This is a genomic window from Cryobacterium sp. TMT2-15-1 (assembly GCF_004402345.1).
In the GTDB taxonomy this organism is placed as follows: Bacteria; Actinomycetota; Actinomycetes; order Actinomycetales; family Microbacteriaceae; genus Cryobacterium; species Cryobacterium sandaracinum.
This window is the reverse complement of the sequence record NZ_SOGD01000048.1, coordinates 147,937-167,395: the sequence shown is the minus strand read 5'-3', so window position 1 is coordinate 167,395 and position 19,459 is coordinate 147,937. Positions and strand designations below refer to the sequence as shown.

Here is a 19,459-nt window from a genome sequence, read left to right as displayed (position 1 = left end):
GTGGACGCGGCCGGCCAGGTGCGGCGTCTCGACGCGGAGCTGGAGGTGGCGCACCGGGCCGACGCGGCCGCCGCCGGCGAGAACGCGGCGGCGGCGGTGCGCTACCAGACCCTCGTGGACCGGCGGCTGGCCGGCCACGCCGTCGAGTTGGCCTCGCACCTCGTGGCGGGGGAGCCGTGCGAGGTATGCGGCTCGACCGCGCATCCGGCTCCCGCCACCGGCGACGATGAACCGGTCACCGAAGCCGACATCGTGGCGGCACGGGCACGCCTGAAGCAGGCGCAGACCCGACTCGATCAGACGCACTCCGCCGCAGGCACCGTGGCCACCAACCTGGCCCGGGCCCGGGCCCGGGCCGGGGAGCGCACCATCGACGAAATCGTCGCCGAGATGGCCGCGTCCGATGTGGCCCTGGCCGCGGCCGTGAACGCGGGCGTGCGGGCGGCAGCGCTCGGCCTCGACAAGAGCCGGCTGCGGGCCGAACTCGACGAGGCCGGCCGTGCCCTGGCAGACCTCTGCTCCGCCCGCGATGAGGCGGCCGCGCAGCTCGCCGAGCGCCGCAGCGCCCGACAGGCCATCGACGACCGAGTGTCCGCCCTGCGCGGCGACTTCGCCTCGGTGGGCTACCGGGTCGATCGGCTGCGGGCCGAGCTGGTCTCCGCGCGGGCCCTCGACGAGGCCCTCGACCACAGCCGTGAGCGCCGGAGCCTGCGAAACGCCGCCGGCGCATCCGTTCAGGCCCAGCTGGACCGCGAAGGTTTCGTCGACGAGCAGGACGTGGCCGCCGCCCACCGGGACGACGCCGACGTGCGGCAGCTGGAAGAGCTGATCCGCGGCCACGACGATTCGCGCGCGGCGGCGCGCTCGCTGCTGGCCGAACCGGCGCTCACGGGTCTTCCCGCCGGCCTGACCGATGTCGGTCCGGCCCGGGAAACCCTGGTGAGGGCGGCGGCGGAACGGGATGCGGCGCTGGCCGAACGCGGCTCTCTGGGGGAGCGGGTGGCTGTCATGACCGGCCTGGTCACGGATGCCCGCGTGCACTTCGACGCCGGCGCGGAGCTTCTGTCCACGCAGACGCAGGTTCGGGAGTTGGCGGCGGCCGTGCACGGTGACGAACCCAACACGAAACGGATGCGCCTGGAGACCTACGTTCTCGCCGCGCAGCTCGAGCAGATCATTGCGGCGGCCAACAACCGGCTACGCACCATGACCGGCGGCCGCTACACCCTCGAACACGACGACTCGGTGCAGTTCCGTGGTGGTCAGTCCGGGCTCGGGCTGATGATCCGGGACGCGCACACCGGGCGGGCTCGCCCCACCCAGTCGCTCTCCGGCGGCGAGACGTTCCTGGCGTCACTGGCCCTCGCCCTCGGGCTGGCGGAGATCGTGTCGAATCAGGCCGGTGGCATCGCCCTTGACACCCTGTTCGTCGACGAGGGCTTCGGGTCCCTCGACGGCGCCACCCTGGAGACGGCGATGAGCACCCTGGACGGCCTCCGCGCCGGCGGCCGCACCATCGGTCTGATCAGCCACGTCGACTCCATGAAGGAGCAGATCCCGGCCAAGCTGGTCATCACCGTCACCGACCAGGGCTTCAGCGAGATCGGTGAGGTCCTCGTGTCGGTGTAGCCGGGCTGTGCCGGTTCGTGCTGTGCCGGCGCGGAACTAGCCCAGACCGGGCGCGGCCGAGTAGTCAGGCTGGCCGGGGCAGGTCGCGAGCACGCGCGCCATGGCGTCCTGCTCGGCCGGGGCCACCCGCAGGCCGTAGGTGGCCTTCACGGAGATCTGGCGGGCCACATATTCAAAGCGGAACGACTTTCCGCGGGCAGCCAGGTGGCGGCGTCCCCGTCGCCCTTCTGCGAGTTGGAGACACCGTCGGAGGCCCGCAGGTTCAGCGGGTCGTTGGCCAGGGCGATCCGCTCCTCCCGGGTCAGTTGCGCGGCGCCGGTTTGCCAGGAGTTCGACAAAGCGACCAGGTGGTCGATCTGCACGAGCATCGAGGTGGTCTCGCCGCGCTCGAACGACACCGATTCGCCCGTGTACGGCGCCAGCAGCTCGCCGCTCAAGACCCGGCAGGACGCCTCGGTCACGATCGCGGTCAGGTCGCGGGCCAGGATATCGTTGCGGGTGTCGCAGCCGTTGTCGTCCACGTCGCACCAGGCGGAGCCGAATTCGCCGGGGCCGGGGCCGCGGCCGCGGATCCGACCGGGAAGGGGACGGATGTCTCGCCCGGCGTGACGCCGACCACGCCGACCACGATCGCCCAGATCAGAGCCAGGAGCGGCAGGACCACCATCAGGGCGGTGACGGGCCGTCGTCTGGAACGCCGGCTGCGGGTTGACGCAGGCGTGCGAGATGCGTGTGGCATGGTGCTCCCAGGGTCGGCTTTCGACCCTACCGGGCGGCAATAATGACGTATGACCAAAAACTGGACCCCGCTCGCCGCCGTCTACCTGGCGCTCAGCCTCGGCGGCCTCGTGGGCACCTGGACCTTCAACCTGCTGGCGATCGTGCAGCTACGCGACTTCGTCGGCGACTGGGTCAACAGCGGTCCGGCGGTGTCGTCACTGGCTGTTGACCTGCTGGTTGTGGCGGTGGCCGGCAGCATCCTGATCATCGTCGAGGCCAGGCGGATCGGGATGAAGCGGGGCTGGCTCTACGTGGTGCTCTCGGGTCTGACAGCGTTCGCCTTCACCTTCCCGCTCTTCCTCGCGATGCGGGAACGCACCCTGCAGGCGCAGCGGGTGCGGGCGGCGAACGCCGGAGCCCGGACCCGCTAGGCGCCAGCCAGGCGGACCAGCCCGGCGGTCTCGAACCAATACGACGGAGATTTTGCTCACAACCGACCCCGAACATCCATTTCAGCCCGAAACGCTTAAAATCTCCCTCGCATTCGTTAGGCCGCACTCGGCTAGTTGGTGTCGGCGGACCGCGCCCTCGTCGAGGGGCGCTTCTTCGCCGGCTTGCGTGGTTTCTTCGCGGCGGGCTTGGCGGCCGTCTTCGACGTCGGCTTTGCCGTAGCCTGCGCGGCGGCTGGCTTCACCTGGCGTGATTTCTGCTTCTGCTTCGGCTCCGTGACGGTGCCGTCGAAGTGTTCCGCTGACGCCTGGGCGTCCGCCTTGGTCAGGTGCACGACGGCGTCCTGATGCTCCGGCGGCGCGTAGATCGTGGCGAGCCGCAGCACCTTGCCGCCCGTGTTCAGCACATTGTGCCGAGCGCCGGCCGGCACGACCATGGCCGAGTTCTTCCTGATCTTCGTCTTGGTGCCGTCGATCCAGATCTCGCCCTTGCCCTTCTCCACCCGAAAGTACTGGTCTCGATCCGGGTGCACCTCTTCACCGATGTCCTCGCCCGGCTCCAGCGCCATCACGACCAGCTGCAGCCCCCGGGCGGTGTAAAGCACTTGGCGGAAATTCGAGTTGCGGATGGCCGCGTCCTCGATGTTGTCGACAAAACCCTTCATGGGATCCTCCATTGTTCCAGTGCACGGTAGTCGCGGCGGCGGAAGTGCTCAACCGCCTCAGTCAACCCCGCGGTTTGCCCCAAAGGGTGAAGTATGCTTCACTTGTTTTCGGAGGGGAGTAATCCCCAGCGTGTGGTCGTCATTACGGTTCCGTCATCGGAGCCCGGCCGCAGGAACCCGATCCGGGTTGGACCAGACCTCCAGTCGCAGCACTGACTGGAAGGCATCATCCATGAACGTTCCCCTCTACGCCTGGCTGGCGGTGTTCGGTGTGATCGCCGTCATGCTGGCTGTCGACCTGTTCGCTCACCGCAAGGCCCATGTGATCGGGGTGCGCGAGGCCGCGATCTGGTCCGTGGTCTGGGTGGTGATCGGCATCGCCTTCGGCGTCGTGATCTGGATCACGGCCGGCGCCGAGTTCGGGCAGCAGTACTACGCCGGCTACCTGATCGAGAAGTCGCTCGCGGTCGACAACGTCTTCGTCTGGGCGATTATCTTCGCCGCCTTCGCCGTGCCGCGCCAGTACCAGCACCGGGTGCTGTTCCTCGGTGTGCTTGGCGCGCTCGTGCTGCGCGGTATCTTCATCGCCGCGGGCGCCGTGCTGATCGAGAACTTCTCCTGGATCCTCTACGTCTTCGCCGCGTTTCTGATCTTCACCGGCTACCGCATGATCCGCACCCGCAACGAACACGCGCACCCCGAGAAATCCCAAGTGCTGCGCCTCTTCCGCCGCTTCATCCCGATGACCGAGACGTTCCACGGCCAGCGCTTACTCGTGCGCAAGAACGGCATTCTGCTCGCCACACCGCTGCTGGCGGTTCTCGTGCTCGTCGAGGTGACGGATGTCGTGTTCGCCGTGGACTCCATCCCGGCCATCTTCGCGGTCACCAGTGAACCGTTCATCGTCTTCACCGCCAACGCCTTTGCAATCCTCGGCCTCCGGGCGATGTACTTCCTGCTCGCCGACCTCATGCACCGATTCGTCTACCTGAAGATCGGTCTCTCGCTGGTGCTGATCTGGGTGGGCGTCAAGATGCTGCTGTTCGACGTCTTCTACATCCCGACGACCCTTTCCCTCTCTGTGATCGCGCTGATCATCGCGGTGTCGGTCATGCTCAGCCTCCGGGCCACGCGGGGCCAGGGGCGGCGCGAGTTCGAGGCCGCTCCCGTCGGCTCGTTCCGCGAGGCCACCCCTGAGGAACTCGCCCAGATGGAGCCGGTCTGGCGCCGATCGGCCCGCACGCCCGAGCAGAAGGCACAGAAAGCCGTGCAGAAGGCCGAACAGAAGGCCGAGCAGAAGAAGGTGAACGAGACCCTCCGATGACCGAGATGCTGCCCGAACCGCTGCCCGTTCCGCCGCCTGGACCGACGGATGCCCCCGGCAAGCCGTGGACGTTCCTCACCCACCACGCGCACCTGCTCCTGGCCATCGCGGGGAACCCCGATGCGCGGGTGCAGGAGCTCGCCGACACGGTGGGGGTGTCGTCCCGGGCGGCGCTGAGCATCATGGCGGACCTGGTCAAGGCCGGCTATATCCGGCGCGAACGGGTGGGGCGGCGCAATCACTACAGCATCGAGCGGAACCGGCCGTTCCGGCATCCGTCGACCGCGGCGCACAGCGTCGACGAGATGATCGCCGCGTTCAGCACATTCGCGCCGCCGCCGCGATCGGTCTGACCGCGAGAGCGGATCAGGCCACGGGTTCGGTCGTCAGAACCTGTGGCCGGAGGCGGCTCGCGGCGATTGCGGCCGCGGCGAGACCGGTGATGAAGGTCGCGATGCCGAGCACGTAGAAGATCACGGTCACGTAGCCGCCCGGCTGGGCAGGTTCGAGGAAGGGATAGGTGTAGAAGCCGGTCAGGGTGCCCCGCACCACGGCGTATGCCACCCAAGCCAGCGGGTAGATCAGGGCCACACCGAGGCGCTTCCAGGCCAGGGCCGGGCGCCCCGGCGAGAGGATCCAGTCCAGCGCGATGAAGATCGGCGCCCAGACGTGCAACACCTCGTTGGGCCAGCCGACACCGATGAAGCCATCGGAGACGACGTTGCGCAGCAGCGCGTTGTAGACGACCCCGGTGACGACCGCGTAGGTGAGTACCGACATTCGCACCCCGGTGAGGAGCTGGGAATCCGTGCCTCGGCGCAGGGCGAGGGAACCTCCCACGAGCAACACGACCACGTTCATCAGGCTCGACTGGATGGTGAAGTAGCCGAAGTACTCGGTCGCCACGAAGGCGTCGTTCCAGAGCTGGTCGGTGATCTGCGTAATGATGCTCGCGAAGAGCAGCAGTCCTATGCCGATCCGCAGCAGACCGGAAAGACGCCGGAAGGTGGAGGGCGATGCTGAGTCGGAGGCCACCGGAGAAATCGCTGTTGAAGTCACTGGAAAAGAATAGTGCTGACGAGCTGGGGATTCAGCAGGGCAGGCCGCTTGCCCGGAAGGGGGTCAGCAGCAGAGGCAGGATACTGTTGACGTTCATGCTTATTTGGTTCCTCTTATGAGTAGGCTTACGCTGAAATTCTCGCTGAGGACACGACAGGAAGGTCACAGTTGCTGGAAGTAACTGCGCTCCGCTGGACGCTCACCATCGCCGTCATTCTGGGTCTGCTCGCGTTGGACCTGGGGTTGGCCATCGCCCGGCCGCACGTCGTTAAGTTTCGGGAGGCCGCACTCTCGTCGGTGCTGTACATCGCGGTCGCGATCCTGTTCGGCCTCGTTTTCGCGGCGCAGGTGGGCTGGGGGTTCGGCGCGGAATACTTCGCCGGGTACATCGTTGAGAAGAGCCTGTCCATCGATAACCTCTTCGTTTTCGTGATCATCATGTCGACCTTCGCGGTCCCGGAGAAATACCAGCAGAAAGTTCTCATCTTCGGGATCCTGCTGGCACTCATTCTGCGGGCGATCTTCATTGCACTGGGTTCCGCCCTGCTTTCGCTGTTCTCCTTCATGTTCCTGATCTTCGGTCTGGTGCTGATCTTCACAGCCGTACAGCTCTTCCGGCACCGTAACGTCGACCCTGACGTGCAAGACAACGTACTGGTCAGGGTGGCCCGTCGGGGCCTGACCGTTACCGACGACTATGTCGACGGTCGAATGTTCACGCGGAGCGCCGGCCGCCGCGCGGTGACACCGCTGTTTATCGTTCTGATAGCGATCGGCAGCACCGATCTTCTGTTCGCACTCGATTCGATCCCGGCGATCTTCGGAATCACCGATGAGGCGTACATCGTCTTCACCGCCAACGCCTTCGCACTGCTCGGGCTCCGGGCGCTCTTCTTCCTCGTCAAGGGGCTCCTCGACCGGCTGGTCTACCTGTCGACCGGCCTGTCCCTCATCCTGGCCTTCATCGGTGTGAAACTCGTTCTGCATTGGGCGCACGGCCTTGATGGCCGAGTGCCGGAGATCAGCACGAATCTCAGCCTGATCGTCATCGGTGTGGTCTTGACCGTGACCACGGTTGCCAGCCTGATCAAGACACGCCAGGATCCCACGGTGCGAGCTCATGCCGGCTCACTCCGGGCAGCGGATCATTCCGAGACTGAACCAGCGGATCAGCCCGACTCCGGGCGCAAGAGTTGACGGGCAGGTGAGGGGCTGAGCCGCTGCCCGGCGAGGTCGGCCCCATGCCTAGAGGTGCACCTAGAAGGGGAACAGCAGCCGGTGCAGGAACTGCCGGGTGCGTTCCTCTTTCGGGTGACGCAGCATTTGATTCGGGTCGCCGTGCTCGACGATCCGGCCACCGTCGACGAAGGCCACCTCGGTGGCTACCTCGCGCGCGAATTCGAGTTCGTGGGTCACGATCACCATGCTCCAGCCCTCCACCGCCAGTTCCTTGATCAGGCGCAGAACATCGCCCACGAGTTCCGGGTCGAGGGACGACGTGGGCTCGTCGAAGAGCAGCAGCTGCGGGCGCAGGGCAAGCGCGCGCACGATGCCCACACGCTGCTGCTGGCCGCCGGAGAGCTCGAACGGGTAGCTGTCCTTCTTGGTGCTGAGGCCCACGCGGTCGAGCAACGCGAGCGCCTCCGCTTCGACCTCCGCCTTCGGGCGGCGCTGCACCACCACGGGCCCCTCCAGCACGTTCTCCAGTACGGTCTTGTGCGGGAACAGGTTGTAGTGCTGGAAGACCATGGCCGACCGGTCGCGCAGAGCCGCACGCTGATTCTTCCCCGGTATGGCCGCGAAGTCGACCGACAGTTCGTCGTCCACGTCGATCGTTCCGCCGTCGGCCAGTTCCAGGCCGTTCAGGCAGCGCAGGATGGTGGTCTTGCCGGAACCGGAGGGTCCGATCAGGGCGAGCACGTGGCCGCGATTCACCGTCAGGTCGATGGATTGCAACACCTGGTTGGCGCCGAAACTCTTCTGGAGCCCGCGCACGCGGAGCAGGGCGTCGGAGGTCGCCGCGGCATTCGGGGCCGTCGGTTCGGTCGGATCAATCGGATCAGTGGGGGACATAGCGGTCCAATCGCTTCTCGAGAACGCTCTGCACCGAGGACAGGCCCAGGCAGATCACCCAGTAGACCAGGGCGGCCTCGAGGTAGAGCAGCATGAATTCCTGGCTGAAGGCGGCCACCTGCTGTGCTTCGCGGAACAGCTCCGTGACCAGGATCAGCGAGGCAAGGGAGGTGTCCTTGACCAGGCTGATGAAGGTGTTCGACAGGGGCGGGACCGAGACACGGGCGGCCTGCGGCAGGATGATCCGGGTCAGCGCGCGACGGTGCGACATGCCGATCATGTAGGCCGCCTCCCATTGCCCCTTGGGCACCGAGAGGATGGCCGCCCGAATCACTTCGGCGGCGTAGCCGCCGACGTTGAGTGAGAACGCCACCACGGCGCTCGGCCACGGATCGATCAGGATGCCCAGCGACGGCAGGCCGTAGAAGATCACGAACAACTGGACCAACAGTGGGGTACCGCGCACGATCGAGATGTAGACCCGGGCGATGCCGGACACCCACCGGCGCCGGGAGAGGCGCATCAACGCCAGCCCGAGCGCGAGCGCCAGACCGATCGTGAACGAGGCGAGCGCCAGCGGGATGGTGCCGAGGATCGCCCCCTGCACGATGGGACCGAGCGAGGTCCAGAACAGGTCCCAGGCGGATTGGTTCATGGCTGGACGGGGTTACTGGGAAACGTCGGACCCGAAGTACTTCTCCGAGATCGACGTCAGGGTGCCGGCGGCCGCGAGCTTTTCGAGGGCCGCGTCGACGGCATCCGTCAGCTCCGTGCTGCCCTTGACGAAGGCGAACGAGGTCGCGGACTCCTCGTCGGTGTTCGCGGCGACCTTGAGCCCGGTGGCGCCGGTCTGCTTCTGGTAGTCGAGGAAGGTGAGATTGTCGTTCACGGTCGCGTCGACGCGGCCCTGTTCGACCAGGGCGACCGACTGGGCCCAGCCCTCGACGGCCTGCACACGTGCGCCGCTCTCGGTGGCGAGGGTGTTCCAGTTGCTGGTGAGCGACTGGGCCGTGGTCTTGCCGGCCAGGGTCTCGAAGGAGGTGATCGAGGTGTTGTCGCTCTTGACCACGATCACGCCGGTCGAGAACGTGTAGGGGGTCGAAAAGTTGTACTTGGCAACGCGTTCCGGGGTGGCCGTGACCTGGTTGGCGATGACGTCGAAGCGGCCGGCCTCGAGGCCGGCGAAGATGCCGTCCCACTGGGTTTCCTCGAACTTGGCCTTGACTCCGAGCTCGGCTGCGACGGCCTCGATGATCTCGACGTCGTAACCGGTCAGTGCGCCGGAGCCACCCTCGTGGAAGGTGAACGGGCGGTACGTGCCCTCGGTGCCGATGGTGAGCACGCCCGCGTCTGTGACGGAGGACAGCGAGGTGTCGGCGCCGGTGGTGGCTGCATCGTCGGTGTCGGTGCTCGCGGAGCAGCCGGCCAGCGACACGGTGAGCGCTGTGAGTAGTACCGCCGACAGGATCTTGAGCTTCATTTTTTCTGACCTAACCGAGGTTGCAGGTGCGCATTCATCGCCGAAAAGCGACGTCCGAAGACTAACAAGGAGTGCGCCCCGGTAAGTATTCCCGTGACGCGCCGCGTCACACACCGGTTAGGCCCCGGTCAATGGCCTTGCCGGGGATTTTCGGCCGGAATAGGCTACGTTCGCCCCGCACATCCGGCGTTCATTCTCGGATGTGCAGGTACTCCGGTCCTTACCCGACCCGAATCGGCCCGACCCGAAGGAGCCTGCAATGAAGCTGACTGCCGACCAACACGACCGATCAGCAGCGGTGCTGCTGGGCATGGCCTGCGGGGACGCGCTCGGGGCCGGCTACGAGTTCGCCGGGCCGCTACCGAAAACCACCCCGGTCAGCATGCGCGGCGGCGGCGGCTTCCACTGGGCACCCGGCGAGTGGACCGACTACACGGCCATGGCGGTGCCGCTCGCGATGGCCGCGGCGGAGGGCGGGGATCTCAGAGACGACTCGGTCCTCGACATCGTCGTGGCCCATTGGGCGGCCGGGGCGAAATCGGCACCGTACGCGGGTGTGCAGCTGGGGGCGGTGCTCTCGGGCAGCGAGCCGAACGCCGAGTCCGTTCGTCGCGGGGCGAGGGAGCAGCATGACCGCAGCGGGCGCAGCGGGCGCAGCGGGCGCAGCGCCGGCAACGGATCGCTCCTGAGAACCGCGCCGGTGGCGCTGGCGTTCCTCGGCGATCCGGTCGCCCTGGCCGAGGCCGCGCGCCTGGTCAGCGAGCTGACGCACCGTGAAACCGAGGCAGGCGATGCCTGCGTGCTGTTCGGGCTCGCTTTGCGGCACGCCGTGCTCGAGGGCGAACTCGACATTCGGGTGGGCCTGTCCGCCCTGCCGAGCGAGCGCCGCGCGGACTGGTCGGCCCGGTTTGACGATGCCGAGCGTGAACGGTCCGCGGATTTCCCGGGTAACGGCTGGGTCGTGCAGACCCTGCAGGCCGCCTGGTCGGCGATCACGTACGCCCGGGGAACGGATGCCGGTCAGGTGCGTCGCGCCATCGAAGTCGCTGCGCGCGGCGGCGGCGACACCGACGCCGTAGCAGGTCTCGCTGGCGCGCTGACCGCCGCCCGCTGGGGGCTGGGAGCTGTGCCAACAACCTGGCGCCACCTGGTGCAGGGTTGGCCCGGGTTGCGCGGCGTTGACCTGGTGCGCCTGTCCATGCAGTCAGCCCACTGCGGAGCGGTCGGGGGAGTCCAGGCCGACGAGGTCGGCTTGCAGCGCACGGTCAAGCTGCGCGCGCTGCGTTGACGTCAGGGCGAAAGCTTCAGTTCTCCGGCAGCTCAGGACTTCAACGCCAACGCGAACGGCAGCACGGCCGCCACCCCCTGGCGACGCAGTAGGCGGCCCGCGACCGTGAGCGTCCAGCGGCTGTCGGCGAGGTCGTCGACGAGCAGGATCGGTCGGCCCTGCACCGTGTCGAGGGCCGCGGCCAGCTTCGGTCCCACCGCGAAACGGTCCCAGATGTTGGAGAGCCGGTAGGCGCTGTTGCCGCCCGCCGTGCCGGTGGGGCCGCCGTTCACGAGGTCGAGCGAGCCGAGCCAGGGCAGGCGGCCGGCCTCGGCGAACGCCTGAGCCACCGATCCGACCAGCAACGGATGCCGCCGCGAGGGCACGCTCACCACCGCAGCCGGCCGTTCGTCCCAGCCCCACTCCGCCAGCACGCGGATGCAGGCCTGGATCAGGGCCGGGCTCGCCGGGGCATCCGTGGACGTCGCGTCGGAGGACTGGTTGGCGAACAGGTCGCGTAGCGGGCCGCCCCAGCCCAGATCGGTGAGGCGGGCGAGGGCGCGGCCGGGCAGCATCCGTTCGCCGGTCGGGATGTTGCCGCGCACGTTCACGCCCAGGCTCGCCACCCCGGTGGGCCACTGCGCGCGCGGCTCGAGAGCCACGCCGACCCGGTCGAGGGATCGGGCGGCGGCCGAGGCCATCTCGGGCTGCACGTCGCCGGGGAACCAGGCCGTGGTGCAGTTGTCGCAGCGGCCGCAGGCCACCGCGGTGTCGTCGTCGAGCGCGCGCTGCAGGAATTCCATCCGGCAGCCGGTGGTGCGCTCATAGTCCAGCATCGCCTGCTGCTCGCTCACCCGGGCGGCGGCGATGCGTTCGTAGCGTTCCCGGTCGTAGAACCAGGGACGGCCGGTGGACACCCAGCCGCCGGTGACGCGGCGCACGGCGCCGTCGACGTCGAGCACTTTCAGCAGCAGCTCGAGCGGGCTGCGCTTGAGGTCGACACGGGCCTCGAGCGCCGGTGTGGACAGCGGGGCCAATCCATGCTCCGTGAGCGCCCCGATCACGGCTTCCGCCTTGTGCTGGCTGGGCATCGAGGAGGTGGCGAAGTACTGCCAGATGTCTTCGTCCTCGACTCCGGGCAGCAGCAGCACGTCGGCGTTCTCGGTGGCGCGGCCGGCGCGGCCGACCTGCTGGTAGTAGGCCACGGGGGAGGACGGGGCACCCAGGTGCAACACGAAGCCGAGGTCGGGCTTGTCGAACCCCATGCCCAGGGCGCTGGTGGCGACGAGGGCCTTGACCGTGTTGCGCTTGAGCATGCCCTCGGACTCCTCCCGTTCCGCGGTGTCGGTCTGCCCGGTGTAGGCACGCACCGGGTGCCCGGCCTCCCGCAGCAGACGTGCGGTGTCTTCCGCCGCCGAGACGGTGAGGGTGTAGATGATGCCGCTACCGGGCAACTCGTCGATGTGGCTGAGCAGCCAGGCCAGCCGGGTGCGCGAGTCGGGCAGGCGCAGTACGCCGAGGCGCAGGGATGCCCGGGCGAGCGGGCCGCGGATGGTGACCACCTCAGCGCCTGCCACGGTGGTCGGGCCGGTCGAAACCAGCTGTGCCGCGACATCCGTCACCACGCGGCTGTTCGCCGTGGCCGTGGTCGCCAGCACCGGCACCCCGGCGGGCATCTGGGCGATCAGGTCGCGCAGGCGCCGATAGTCGGGCCGGAAATCGTGGCCCCAGTCGGAGATGCAGTGGGCCTCGTCGACGACGAGCAGGCCCACCCGGGCGAGGAGCGCGGGGAGCTGCTCGTCGCGGAACTTCGGGTTGTTAAGCCGCTCCGGCGACACCAGCAGCACATCGACCTCGTCGTCGATCAGCTGCTGCTGCACCTCTGCCCACTCGTGCGGGTTGGAGGAGTTGATCGATACGGCGCGCACCCCGGCCCGGGCTGCCGCGGCCACCTGGTCGCGCATCAGGGCGAGCAGCGGCGACACCAGGATGGTGGGGCCGGCTCCCTGGCGGCGCAGCAGCAGCGTGGCGACGAAGTAGACGGCCGATTTGCCCCACCCGGTGCGCTGCACGACCAGGGCCCGTCGGCGCTGGTCGACGAGGGTCTCGATCGCCTCGAACTGTCCCTCGTGGAAGTCGGCGTCGTCACGGCCGACCAGGTTGCGCAGAATCTCGAGAGCGGCGGCGCGGGTGTCGGTCATCCGTCCAGCTTCGCAGATGCTGGTGACAGTGCGCCGGGCGCCACGACGCCGATCCTGCGAGCGCGGCTACAGTGCGTCGAGCCGGGCGGCGACGTCGGCCGGGAAGCCGCCCGTGCCGATCGGGCTCCACCGGCTGGGGGTGATGCGGATCAGGGACTTGTCCTGAAGCGCCATCGCCGCCCGGTACTCGGCCCAGTCGGAGTGCTCGCCGGAGATGCAGCGGAAGTACTCGACCAGCCCGTCGCCGGCCTCAGGCATGTGCAGCACCTCGGCGTCGCCGTCGACCTGGATCCAGCCTCCGTCCCAGTCGTCCGAGAGCACCAGTACGGAGGCAAGCACATTTCGCTCCGCGTTGCGGGTTTTCGCCCGGGCGGGATAGGAGGAGATCACGATTCGGCCGGAGGGGTCGACCCCGCCGGTCACGGGCGAGATCTGCGGGCGGCCGTCGGTGCGGGTGGTGGCCAGCAGCATCCGGTGCCTCGGGCGCACGAAAGCGAGCATCGCGGCGAGGTCGACTGTGGTGGTGGTTGCAATGTCTCTGGCCATGATCCAAGGCTACGGCAGAGCGGATACCCGACACGATCGGTCGCATCAGGCTCCGCGGCCACTCCTCGCTATGCTCGCACAGTGAAGGTCGTCCAGGAACTCGAAACACGCATGCACCCCGACTCCGTCGCCGGGTTCCGCCTGGTGCTCGCGGAGGCACGGGTGACCGACTCCATTCTGCTGCCGGTACGGGCGATGGAGCGCATGGTGGCGCCCGTGCAGTGGATGCTGCGCCGTGTCGGTGAGCACGGCATCCGTCTGACCCAGGCCGGCTACCTCCCGCCCGCGGTGGTCGTGGAAGCCTCGACCCAGCTCGACTGGGGCTGGCCCGTCACGGCGAGCCGGGAGAGCCACTTCCTGCCTCTGCTGGAGTTGCGCGCACACCTGCGCAGCGTGGGCCTGCTCCGAGTGAGCAAGGGGATGCTGCTGCAGACCAGTCGCGGCCGGGCGCTCGTCGAGGCGCCGCGCGATCTGTGGTGGCATCTGGCCAGAACCGCGCACCAGAGCCGCGACCCGGCCGAGTCCGACGCCACCAGGCTGCTGCTCCTACTCATCGCGCGGCGGGGTTTTGACGAGGCCGAACTGTTCAAACAGCTGCTGGCCCTCAGTTTGGAGACCATCGGTTGGGTGCGGGCCGATGGTGCCCCGCTCTCCAGTGACGCGGCGTTCAACCTGGTGCTGCCGAAGTGGCGCTTGCTGCGCCGACTCGGTGTGTTCGATGCCGGCACGAGCAGTTACACGCGCTGGATCGTCACGCCCGGTGGTGCCGCGTTCGCCCGGGCGGCCCTGCAGTCCGAGGTCTGAGGCGCGCCGCGGACCACCATGCATGAGGCCGACGGGGAGCACGAATAACGCCTGACCTCACTACGGGTTGCAATAGTCGCACCATTGCGGGTCGGCGGTGGCCTGGCCACGCGGTATCCGGGTCCTGTGGGTACAGCGTCCGCAGCCGTGGAGGTCCGCGGCGATCAATGCGGTCGCTGATCTACAGTCGGAACAGGGAACGCCGCGTTCGATGTCTACCTGACCGAACCCAGGTGCTTGACACAGGGAGCAGGGTGTAGCGAGGCGACGAGCCATCTGATAACTCAGCCTGCGAATGGTCTCTGCCCGCGCTGGCGATTTGTGCGCTCGGTAGTCCGGCAGAATCGTGACGGAGGACTGGTCCGTCAGAAGCATGTCGACGGTTTCCTCGAGGTCGCTGAGTTGCGTGAAGTTCTTGTAGACAGTCAGGTGATTATCGTTTGTGCTCTGCACGATCACTCCCTGTTCGGGGAATCCCGCGGCTGACGCGAACGCTAGAGCGCTGTCGGCGTTGTCGACGCGTCTGCCTCCGGGCAGCGCGGAGATATTCACGGCGCCCTCGACGAGTTCCAACCCCAGGGTTTTGTCGATGAACAGGAGAATCTCCATGTTTTCAACGAGAGGACCGAATCCGGAGCTGAAGCTGCCTTCGGAGGCAAGTCCAAGAGTGGTGCCGGCGATTTGCATACCCAGCCGCGCTTTGGCGCGGGCTGCCGAGCGGGGGCTGAGGGTGCGTGGGATATCGCCGGCGAAGGTCCCGAACTGGTCAGTGTTCAGGCCCCCCGAAGCGCTGACTGTCGCGCCGAGAACGTCGTGGAATGCCTGTTGAGCGAGGTGCTCCTTGCCGTGCATGGTGGCGAAGGTGATCAGGCGCCCAGCATAGTAGGAGTGGGAGGAAGTCATTGAAAGTAGTCGGGCCTTGAGACGTAGGTCTCGGCGACGAACATGACGCCGCTGGAGGTGTTAAGCAGCTCGCGCACGGCGTTGATGAGTTCGTCGGCCTTGTCGGGGGGCAACACGGTGATGAGCATGGTGAGGGTGTCGTACTCGTTGAAGAGCAGGGATCCAGAGTGTTGTCCGTGGTGTCCGATGCCGGAGACACCGGAGACGGAGGTGTACCCGGTGGCGCCGGCGGAGGAAACCAGCTCGCGGATGGCGGGGGCGTCGCGGGCAGGCACGACGATCTCCAGTCGGGTCATCTTGGTGAGATTGTTCATGTGTGTGGTCCTTCCATCGGGGTGGCAGTGGCGGCGGGAGTAGCGGTTGCGGTCGCTGTGAAGCCGTAGGCGGTATAGCGGTGCCAGAGGGCAGTGGGGTGATCTCGTGCGGTGAGGGTGATCCAGTCATTGTCGAAAAGATCTCGCAGGACTTGGTTGCGCGAGATGATCTCTCCGATGCGGGCCAGCGGTGCTTCGACAACGACAGTGAGGCGCATCGGCTCATGGAACAGCTCCGTGCCCAAACCCACGGATTGCCACGGCAGGCCGCGGCGGAGGTCGCCGCTGTGGCCCGAGATCACGCCGAGTGTGCCGATGGCGTTGTGGATGGTTTTCGTTCCGGCGCCGAGAGTGTCGGGGTTCAGGGCTGTGAAGTAGTACTGGTGGTTGATCCACTGCGCCACGACGAGGGGGGCGGTCATGATCGTCTCCAGGGCGGCCCCGGTGGGATCCAGTTCGGTGCGGTAGGAGTGCAGGAACACCCGCCGGCCCAAATCAACGTTCCTGGTCATGTCGCGGGGTCCGATGATCATGGTGGCGTTTCCCGCCAACCCGAGCTCTGGATACACCTCAGCCCAGTCGTGGGCACGTCCGCGCAGTCGTGCGGGGGAATGCCGGGGGGATGCTCCCGGTAGGTGCCGGGCGCGTTCGGTCACCAATTTGTCCGCCGCGGTGCGCTGAAGCTGCTCGAAGCGGTCTGCCGAACTCGTGTGGCTGTCGGGGATCAGGTGGCGGTCGAGCACGGTGACCATGTCGCTGACGGTGTTGTGTTCGGCGGCCACGAAGAACGTGTCGAAGGGAATCGGCAGCCCGCGGTCGGCGAGCAGCAGTCGCACCTCGGGGTCGTTGAAGATGGCGGCGGCGGCGCGGGCGTTGGCGTGCCCCGGATTTCCGCCGCACGCGCCGCAGTCCAGTGCGGACTGGTAGAGGTTGTTCTCCGATTCGGAGCCGTGACCTGCCAAAACGACCAGCGGGGCGAACTGGGCCAGGCCCATCATCCGCAAGGCCGTTTCGGCCAACGTGGCACGTTCGTCCAGCGTGAACGCGTCCGCGATCGTCACGTCACTGCGCAGGTCCCGGGGCGAGAGGGAGAGGGCGCGCACGATCCGTGCGTGGATGCGCGGGGTGAGGGTGCGCAGGATGCTGATGCCGCCGTAGAACCATCCCGCCGTCTCCGCGAACGCGAACGGTGTCGCCGCTGTCGAGTCCGCCGTATGCACGGCATGCCGCAGGGCGTCTCGGAATTTTCCAGCGGCAACGACTCTGTGTGCTTGTTCGTGGTCGACGGGGATCTCGGTGATGTGGTGGCGCGCGCTCAGCAGTGCCGGGAGCGAGTCGATTGCTCCGCGCGCCTGGTAGCGGGCGAACCGGATGGGGACGCCGAAGAAGCCAGCGAAACCGAACGTCTCGACTGAGGAGCTTTCTTCGAGGTGGCGGCGCAACCCCTCGGACCGGGGGTCGATGCACATCACCAACTGCACGTTGCGGCCGTCCCGGGTCTCGACGGTGGAGCGGAGTGCCCCGATCAGGGCGGTGCGGTAGTTCAGTTCGTAGGCTTTCTGCCAGGTGTACCGCTGGTCGGTTATCGGATGCGTGGACAGGACCCGAGCGACCGCGGCGACGTCCTCGCGGCTCGGCCGTGCGGCGGTGAGCGCCTGCGCAACCCGTTCGGCCCGCAACCAGAACGGTGCCGAGGTCAGCGTGGTGTGGTCGGGCTGTGCCGTCTGTGTTGTCTGGTCGGCCGCTGGGGTAATTCCGAGCGCAACCTGGACCGTGAATCGGACGGCCAGGTACGAGGTCAGGTCGATGTCGCCGACCTTCTCGGCCCGCCATTTGATGTGCCCGACCCACCCGGGCAGGTGCCCGAGTGCGGTCCGAAGGGCACGTGGGACGTCGGCCGCCGCGATGCCGAGGCATTGCAGGGCGTGCGCCAGCGCCGCGTCCGGTTCGGGCGAAAGTGTGGTGAGGGTGCGCCGAACCGTGCGGGGGAGGGACGGATCGAGGCAGGCCAGGGTTCGCCAGGCCCGGTAGAACCCGTCGGCATGGTGTGGCATGGGCCACGCCGGGTCCGGGCACAGATAGCCGGCAACCCAGACGGCCAGGTATTCATCGAGCCACGTCAGCTCCGCCACCGCAACCGGTTCGGGGGCAGGTGCGGCTGCGACCAGGCGCATATCGAGTTCGGCAACCCGGACCGCGGACACGGCTGCGGTGCCGATCCGCAAGCGTCGGTCGGCCAGCTGGGGGATGCGTTCGAGGAGTGCTGCGTCGATGTCATCACGGGTGATTCGACCGCGCTGATAGTCAGCCAGGTAGGCGCTCCCGGGGCGGGTGGTTGCCGCTTCCGCGGTTGTTTCGGTCTCGAATGGGTAAGATTCGCGGCCGGCCAGCGGGTTCACGGCGATGAAGGAGTCCAACGGCCAGGCCGGAACGATGTCGTGGGCGGCGGCAGCGACCTGCGCGCGTAGGATCAGACTCACAGGGGTGCTCCAGTTCTGATGGGGTTACGGGGCAGGGATGCGGCAAGTGCGGACGTGTAGACACGATCGCGCAGCCAGACCGCACCGGTGCTGCTTCGAGCCAGCAGCTCGACGGCGATCAGGCCGACCGCGGGCAGAACGAGCAGCCAGCCAGGGGCCCCCTGGACCGGCACCCCGGGTTCCAGTGCTCCCGTGAACAGGTGCAGGAAGGCTACGTAGCCGATTCCGACGGCCGCCGTCACCGTGGTGCCGACCACCGTCGTGCGGATCGAGAAGTGGGTTGCCAGTGCCACGGCCAGGGTGACGCCGGCGGTCAGGGCGACGAACGCCAACAGGCCGATGCTGGAGGGCGACACGGCGGGGGAGAGCACCAGTTTGGCTGCCACGAGTACGGCAACCGTTACGGTCACGGAGATGGCCACCGCGAGGCCCGCCACCAGGCGCGACGGGGCTGTGCGGGTAGGAAGGTCGCGGTCGGTGGCATGCTGACGCACTCCGGTTCCCGCGCCGAGGAAGAGTGTCGATTTGTACAGGGAGTGGGCAACCAGGTGGAAGATCGCAGCCGCGAACAGGCCCAACCCGCAGGCCATGATCATGAACCCCATCTGCGCCATCGTGGAGAATACCAGTCGGCCCTTCACGTCCGGGCGTGCCAGGCGCACCGCCGACGCGAACACCAGGGTGGCCGCGCCCACCACGCAGACGACGATCATCACGGACCGGTGAGGGGCGATCGCCGGCGCGAACCGCAGAAGCAGGATGGCGCCCGCGTTGACCACCCCGGCATGCAACAGAGCAGAGACCGGTGTCGGGGCGCCGAGAGTGAACGGCAACCAGCCCTGGAATGGGATCTGGCTGGATCGGGCCAGGGCGGCGAGGACCAACAGCACCGCGAGGGTGAGCTGGGCCGGCGCGCTCAGGCCGGACGCACCGGCACCGAGCTGATCGAAGGACAGGTCCCCGCCGGCACCAACGAGCAGCACTGCCACCGCGAGGAGGAACGCGGTGTCGGCGGCACCAAAGCGAACCACGGTGCGCCACACACCCTCCCGCGCCTGTGCCAGCGGCCAGTAGGTGGCCAGAAGCAACACAAGTGCGGCGCCGGCGCCGACCCAGGCGCACGCGAACAGGGCCACGGACCCTGCACACACCATCAGCACGGTGAACCCGGTGAGCAGGTTCGCGGTCACCACGAACCAGATTTGACGAGGATCCCCGCGCAGGTAGCGCACGGCGAACCCCTGAATGAGGGAGGACAGCCCCAGAACAAGCATCGACATGATCAGTGCCAGGGTATCGAGTTGCACGCTTGTCTCCCCGAAGCCCACCTGGATGGAACCCGTCCACAGGGTCGACACGGCAACGGCGACGGCTGCCGTAAAGACGAACCCCAGACTGACGACCGCTGCGGCAATGCGAGCAACCAGTTCACCGCTCCGGCCGAGACGCCCGGCGATCGCTGAGGCGAGCACGGCAACCCACGGTCCCGCCAGGACCATTGCCACCGTAACATTCTCGTTCAAAAATGCTCCTTTTCTCACGATT

19 protein-coding genes are annotated in these 19,459 nt (G+C 67.5%); 7 read left to right on the top strand and 12 right to left on the bottom strand.

The window, feature by feature from the left end; genetic code table 11:
• Positions 1–1,629 (top strand): SbcC/MukB-like Walker B domain-containing protein (locus E3O62_RS13095; protein ID WP_304990587.1); only part of this gene is annotated, 1,629 nt, incomplete at its 5' end.
• 146 nt (positions 1,630–1,775) lie between these two features.
• Here E3O62_RS13095 and E3O62_RS17175 read toward each other — a convergent pair.
• A complete protein-coding gene (locus E3O62_RS17175) occupies positions 1,776–2,150 on the bottom strand; it encodes an HNH endonuclease family protein (protein ID WP_370448930.1) in 375 nt (124 codons plus the stop codon).
• A gap of 267 nt (positions 2,151–2,417) precedes the next feature.
• Here E3O62_RS17175 and E3O62_RS13085 point away from each other — a divergent pair, with 267 nt between their 5' ends.
• Positions 2,418–2,780, top strand: coding sequence for a DUF2834 domain-containing protein (locus tag E3O62_RS13085; RefSeq protein ID WP_134398782.1), 363 nt, complete (start codon positions 2,418–2,420; stop codon positions 2,778–2,780).
• 131 nt (positions 2,781–2,911) lie between these two features.
• Here E3O62_RS13085 and E3O62_RS13080 read toward each other — a convergent pair whose 3' ends face one another.
• The gene (locus E3O62_RS13080; RefSeq protein ID WP_134396475.1) at positions 2,912–3,463 is read right to left on the bottom strand and encodes a cupin domain-containing protein; all 552 of its coding nucleotides are present in this window, start codon (positions 3,461–3,463) and stop codon (positions 2,912–2,914) included.
• Positions 3,464–3,695: 232 nt separating this feature from the next.
• Between E3O62_RS13080 and E3O62_RS13075 the strand changes: the two genes are divergently transcribed.
• Both E3O62_RS13075 and E3O62_RS13070 read left to right on the top strand, forming a co-directional pair.
• Entirely contained in the window at positions 3,696–4,787 is a 1,092-nt protein-coding gene (locus E3O62_RS13075) for a TerC family protein (RefSeq protein WP_134398781.1), read from the top strand.
• Positions 4,784–5,140 (top strand): winged helix-turn-helix domain-containing protein, encoded by a 357-nt coding sequence (locus E3O62_RS13070; RefSeq protein ID WP_134396471.1) that lies wholly within the window; start codon positions 4,784–4,786, stop codon positions 5,138–5,140. Before E3O62_RS13075 ends, E3O62_RS13070 begins: the two co-directional genes overlap by 4 nt.
• A gap of 13 nt (positions 5,141–5,153) precedes the next feature.
• On the opposite strand, the gene E3O62_RS13065 is transcribed toward E3O62_RS13070, so the two are convergent.
• Positions 5,154–5,846 carry a Pr6Pr family membrane protein gene (locus tag E3O62_RS13065; protein WP_134396469.1) on the bottom strand — a complete coding sequence of 231 codons (693 nt, stop codon included), beginning with the start codon at positions 5,844–5,846 and terminating at the stop codon, positions 5,154–5,156.
• A gap of 168 nt (positions 5,847–6,014) precedes the next feature.
• Between E3O62_RS13065 and E3O62_RS13060 the strand changes: the two genes are divergently transcribed.
• Complete coding sequence (locus tag E3O62_RS13060) at positions 6,015–7,043, top strand: TerC/Alx family metal homeostasis membrane protein (RefSeq protein ID WP_134396468.1); 1,029 nt, start codon at positions 6,015–6,017, stop codon at positions 7,041–7,043.
• A 60-nt stretch (positions 7,044–7,103) separates the two neighbouring features.
• On the opposite strand, the gene E3O62_RS13055 is transcribed toward E3O62_RS13060, so the two are convergent.
• The 3 genes from E3O62_RS13055 to E3O62_RS13045 are packed head-to-tail and all read right to left on the bottom strand — an operon-like array spanning position 7,104 to position 9,399.
• Positions 7,104–7,919, bottom strand: coding sequence for an amino acid ABC transporter ATP-binding protein (locus E3O62_RS13055; protein WP_134398780.1), 816 nt, complete (start codon positions 7,917–7,919; stop codon positions 7,104–7,106).
• Entirely contained in the window at positions 7,906–8,574 is a 669-nt protein-coding gene (locus E3O62_RS13050) for an amino acid ABC transporter permease (RefSeq protein ID WP_104170359.1), read from the bottom strand. Before E3O62_RS13050 ends, E3O62_RS13055 begins: the two co-directional genes overlap by 14 nt.
• Before the next feature lie 12 nt (positions 8,575–8,586).
• Complete coding sequence (locus E3O62_RS13045) at positions 8,587–9,399, bottom strand: amino acid ABC transporter substrate-binding protein (RefSeq protein WP_134398779.1); 813 nt, start codon at positions 9,397–9,399, stop codon at positions 8,587–8,589.
• Between the two features lie 259 nt (positions 9,400–9,658).
• Here E3O62_RS13045 and E3O62_RS13040 point away from each other — a divergent pair, with 259 nt between their 5' ends.
• Positions 9,659–10,687 (top strand): ADP-ribosylglycohydrolase family protein, encoded by a 1,029-nt coding sequence (locus E3O62_RS13040; RefSeq protein ID WP_134398778.1) that lies wholly within the window; start codon positions 9,659–9,661, stop codon positions 10,685–10,687.
• A gap of 32 nt (positions 10,688–10,719) precedes the next feature.
• On the opposite strand, the gene E3O62_RS13035 is transcribed toward E3O62_RS13040, so the two are convergent.
• Positions 10,720–12,867 (bottom strand): RecQ family ATP-dependent DNA helicase, encoded by a 2,148-nt coding sequence (locus E3O62_RS13035; protein WP_134398777.1) that lies wholly within the window; start codon positions 12,865–12,867, stop codon positions 10,720–10,722.
• 66 nt (positions 12,868–12,933) lie between these two features.
• A complete protein-coding gene (locus E3O62_RS13030; protein ID WP_134396456.1) occupies positions 12,934–13,413 on the bottom strand; it encodes a PPOX class F420-dependent oxidoreductase in 480 nt (159 codons plus the stop codon).
• Positions 13,414–13,494: 81 nt separating this feature from the next.
• Here E3O62_RS13030 and E3O62_RS13025 point away from each other — a divergent pair, with 81 nt between their 5' ends.
• On the top strand, positions 13,495–14,217 hold the full coding sequence (locus E3O62_RS13025; protein ID WP_104099656.1) for a hypothetical protein: 723 nt from the start codon (positions 13,495–13,497) through the stop codon (positions 14,215–14,217).
• Positions 14,218–14,277: 60 nt separating this feature from the next.
• On the opposite strand, the gene E3O62_RS13020 is transcribed toward E3O62_RS13025, so the two are convergent.
• The 4 genes from E3O62_RS13020 to E3O62_RS13005 are packed head-to-tail and all read right to left on the bottom strand — an operon-like array spanning position 14,278 to position 19,437.
• A complete protein-coding gene (locus E3O62_RS13020; RefSeq protein WP_134398776.1) occupies positions 14,278–15,069 on the bottom strand; it encodes a DUF6671 family protein in 792 nt (263 codons plus the stop codon).
• Positions 15,070–15,116: 47 nt separating this feature from the next.
• Positions 15,117–15,434: a DUF190 domain-containing protein gene (locus E3O62_RS13015; RefSeq protein ID WP_104099654.1), complete on the bottom strand. Its 318-nt coding sequence runs from the start codon at positions 15,432–15,434 to the stop codon at positions 15,117–15,119.
• Complete coding sequence (locus tag E3O62_RS13010; protein ID WP_134398775.1) at positions 15,431–17,914, bottom strand: DUF2309 domain-containing protein; 2,484 nt, start codon at positions 17,912–17,914, stop codon at positions 15,431–15,433. Before E3O62_RS13010 ends, E3O62_RS13015 begins: the two co-directional genes overlap by 4 nt.
• Positions 17,911–19,437 (bottom strand): proton-conducting transporter membrane subunit, encoded by a 1,527-nt coding sequence (locus E3O62_RS13005; RefSeq protein WP_134398774.1) that lies wholly within the window; start codon positions 19,435–19,437, stop codon positions 17,911–17,913. The genes E3O62_RS13010 and E3O62_RS13005 overlap by 4 nt, the downstream gene beginning before the upstream one ends.
• Between the last annotated feature and the right edge of the window lie 22 nt (positions 19,438–19,459).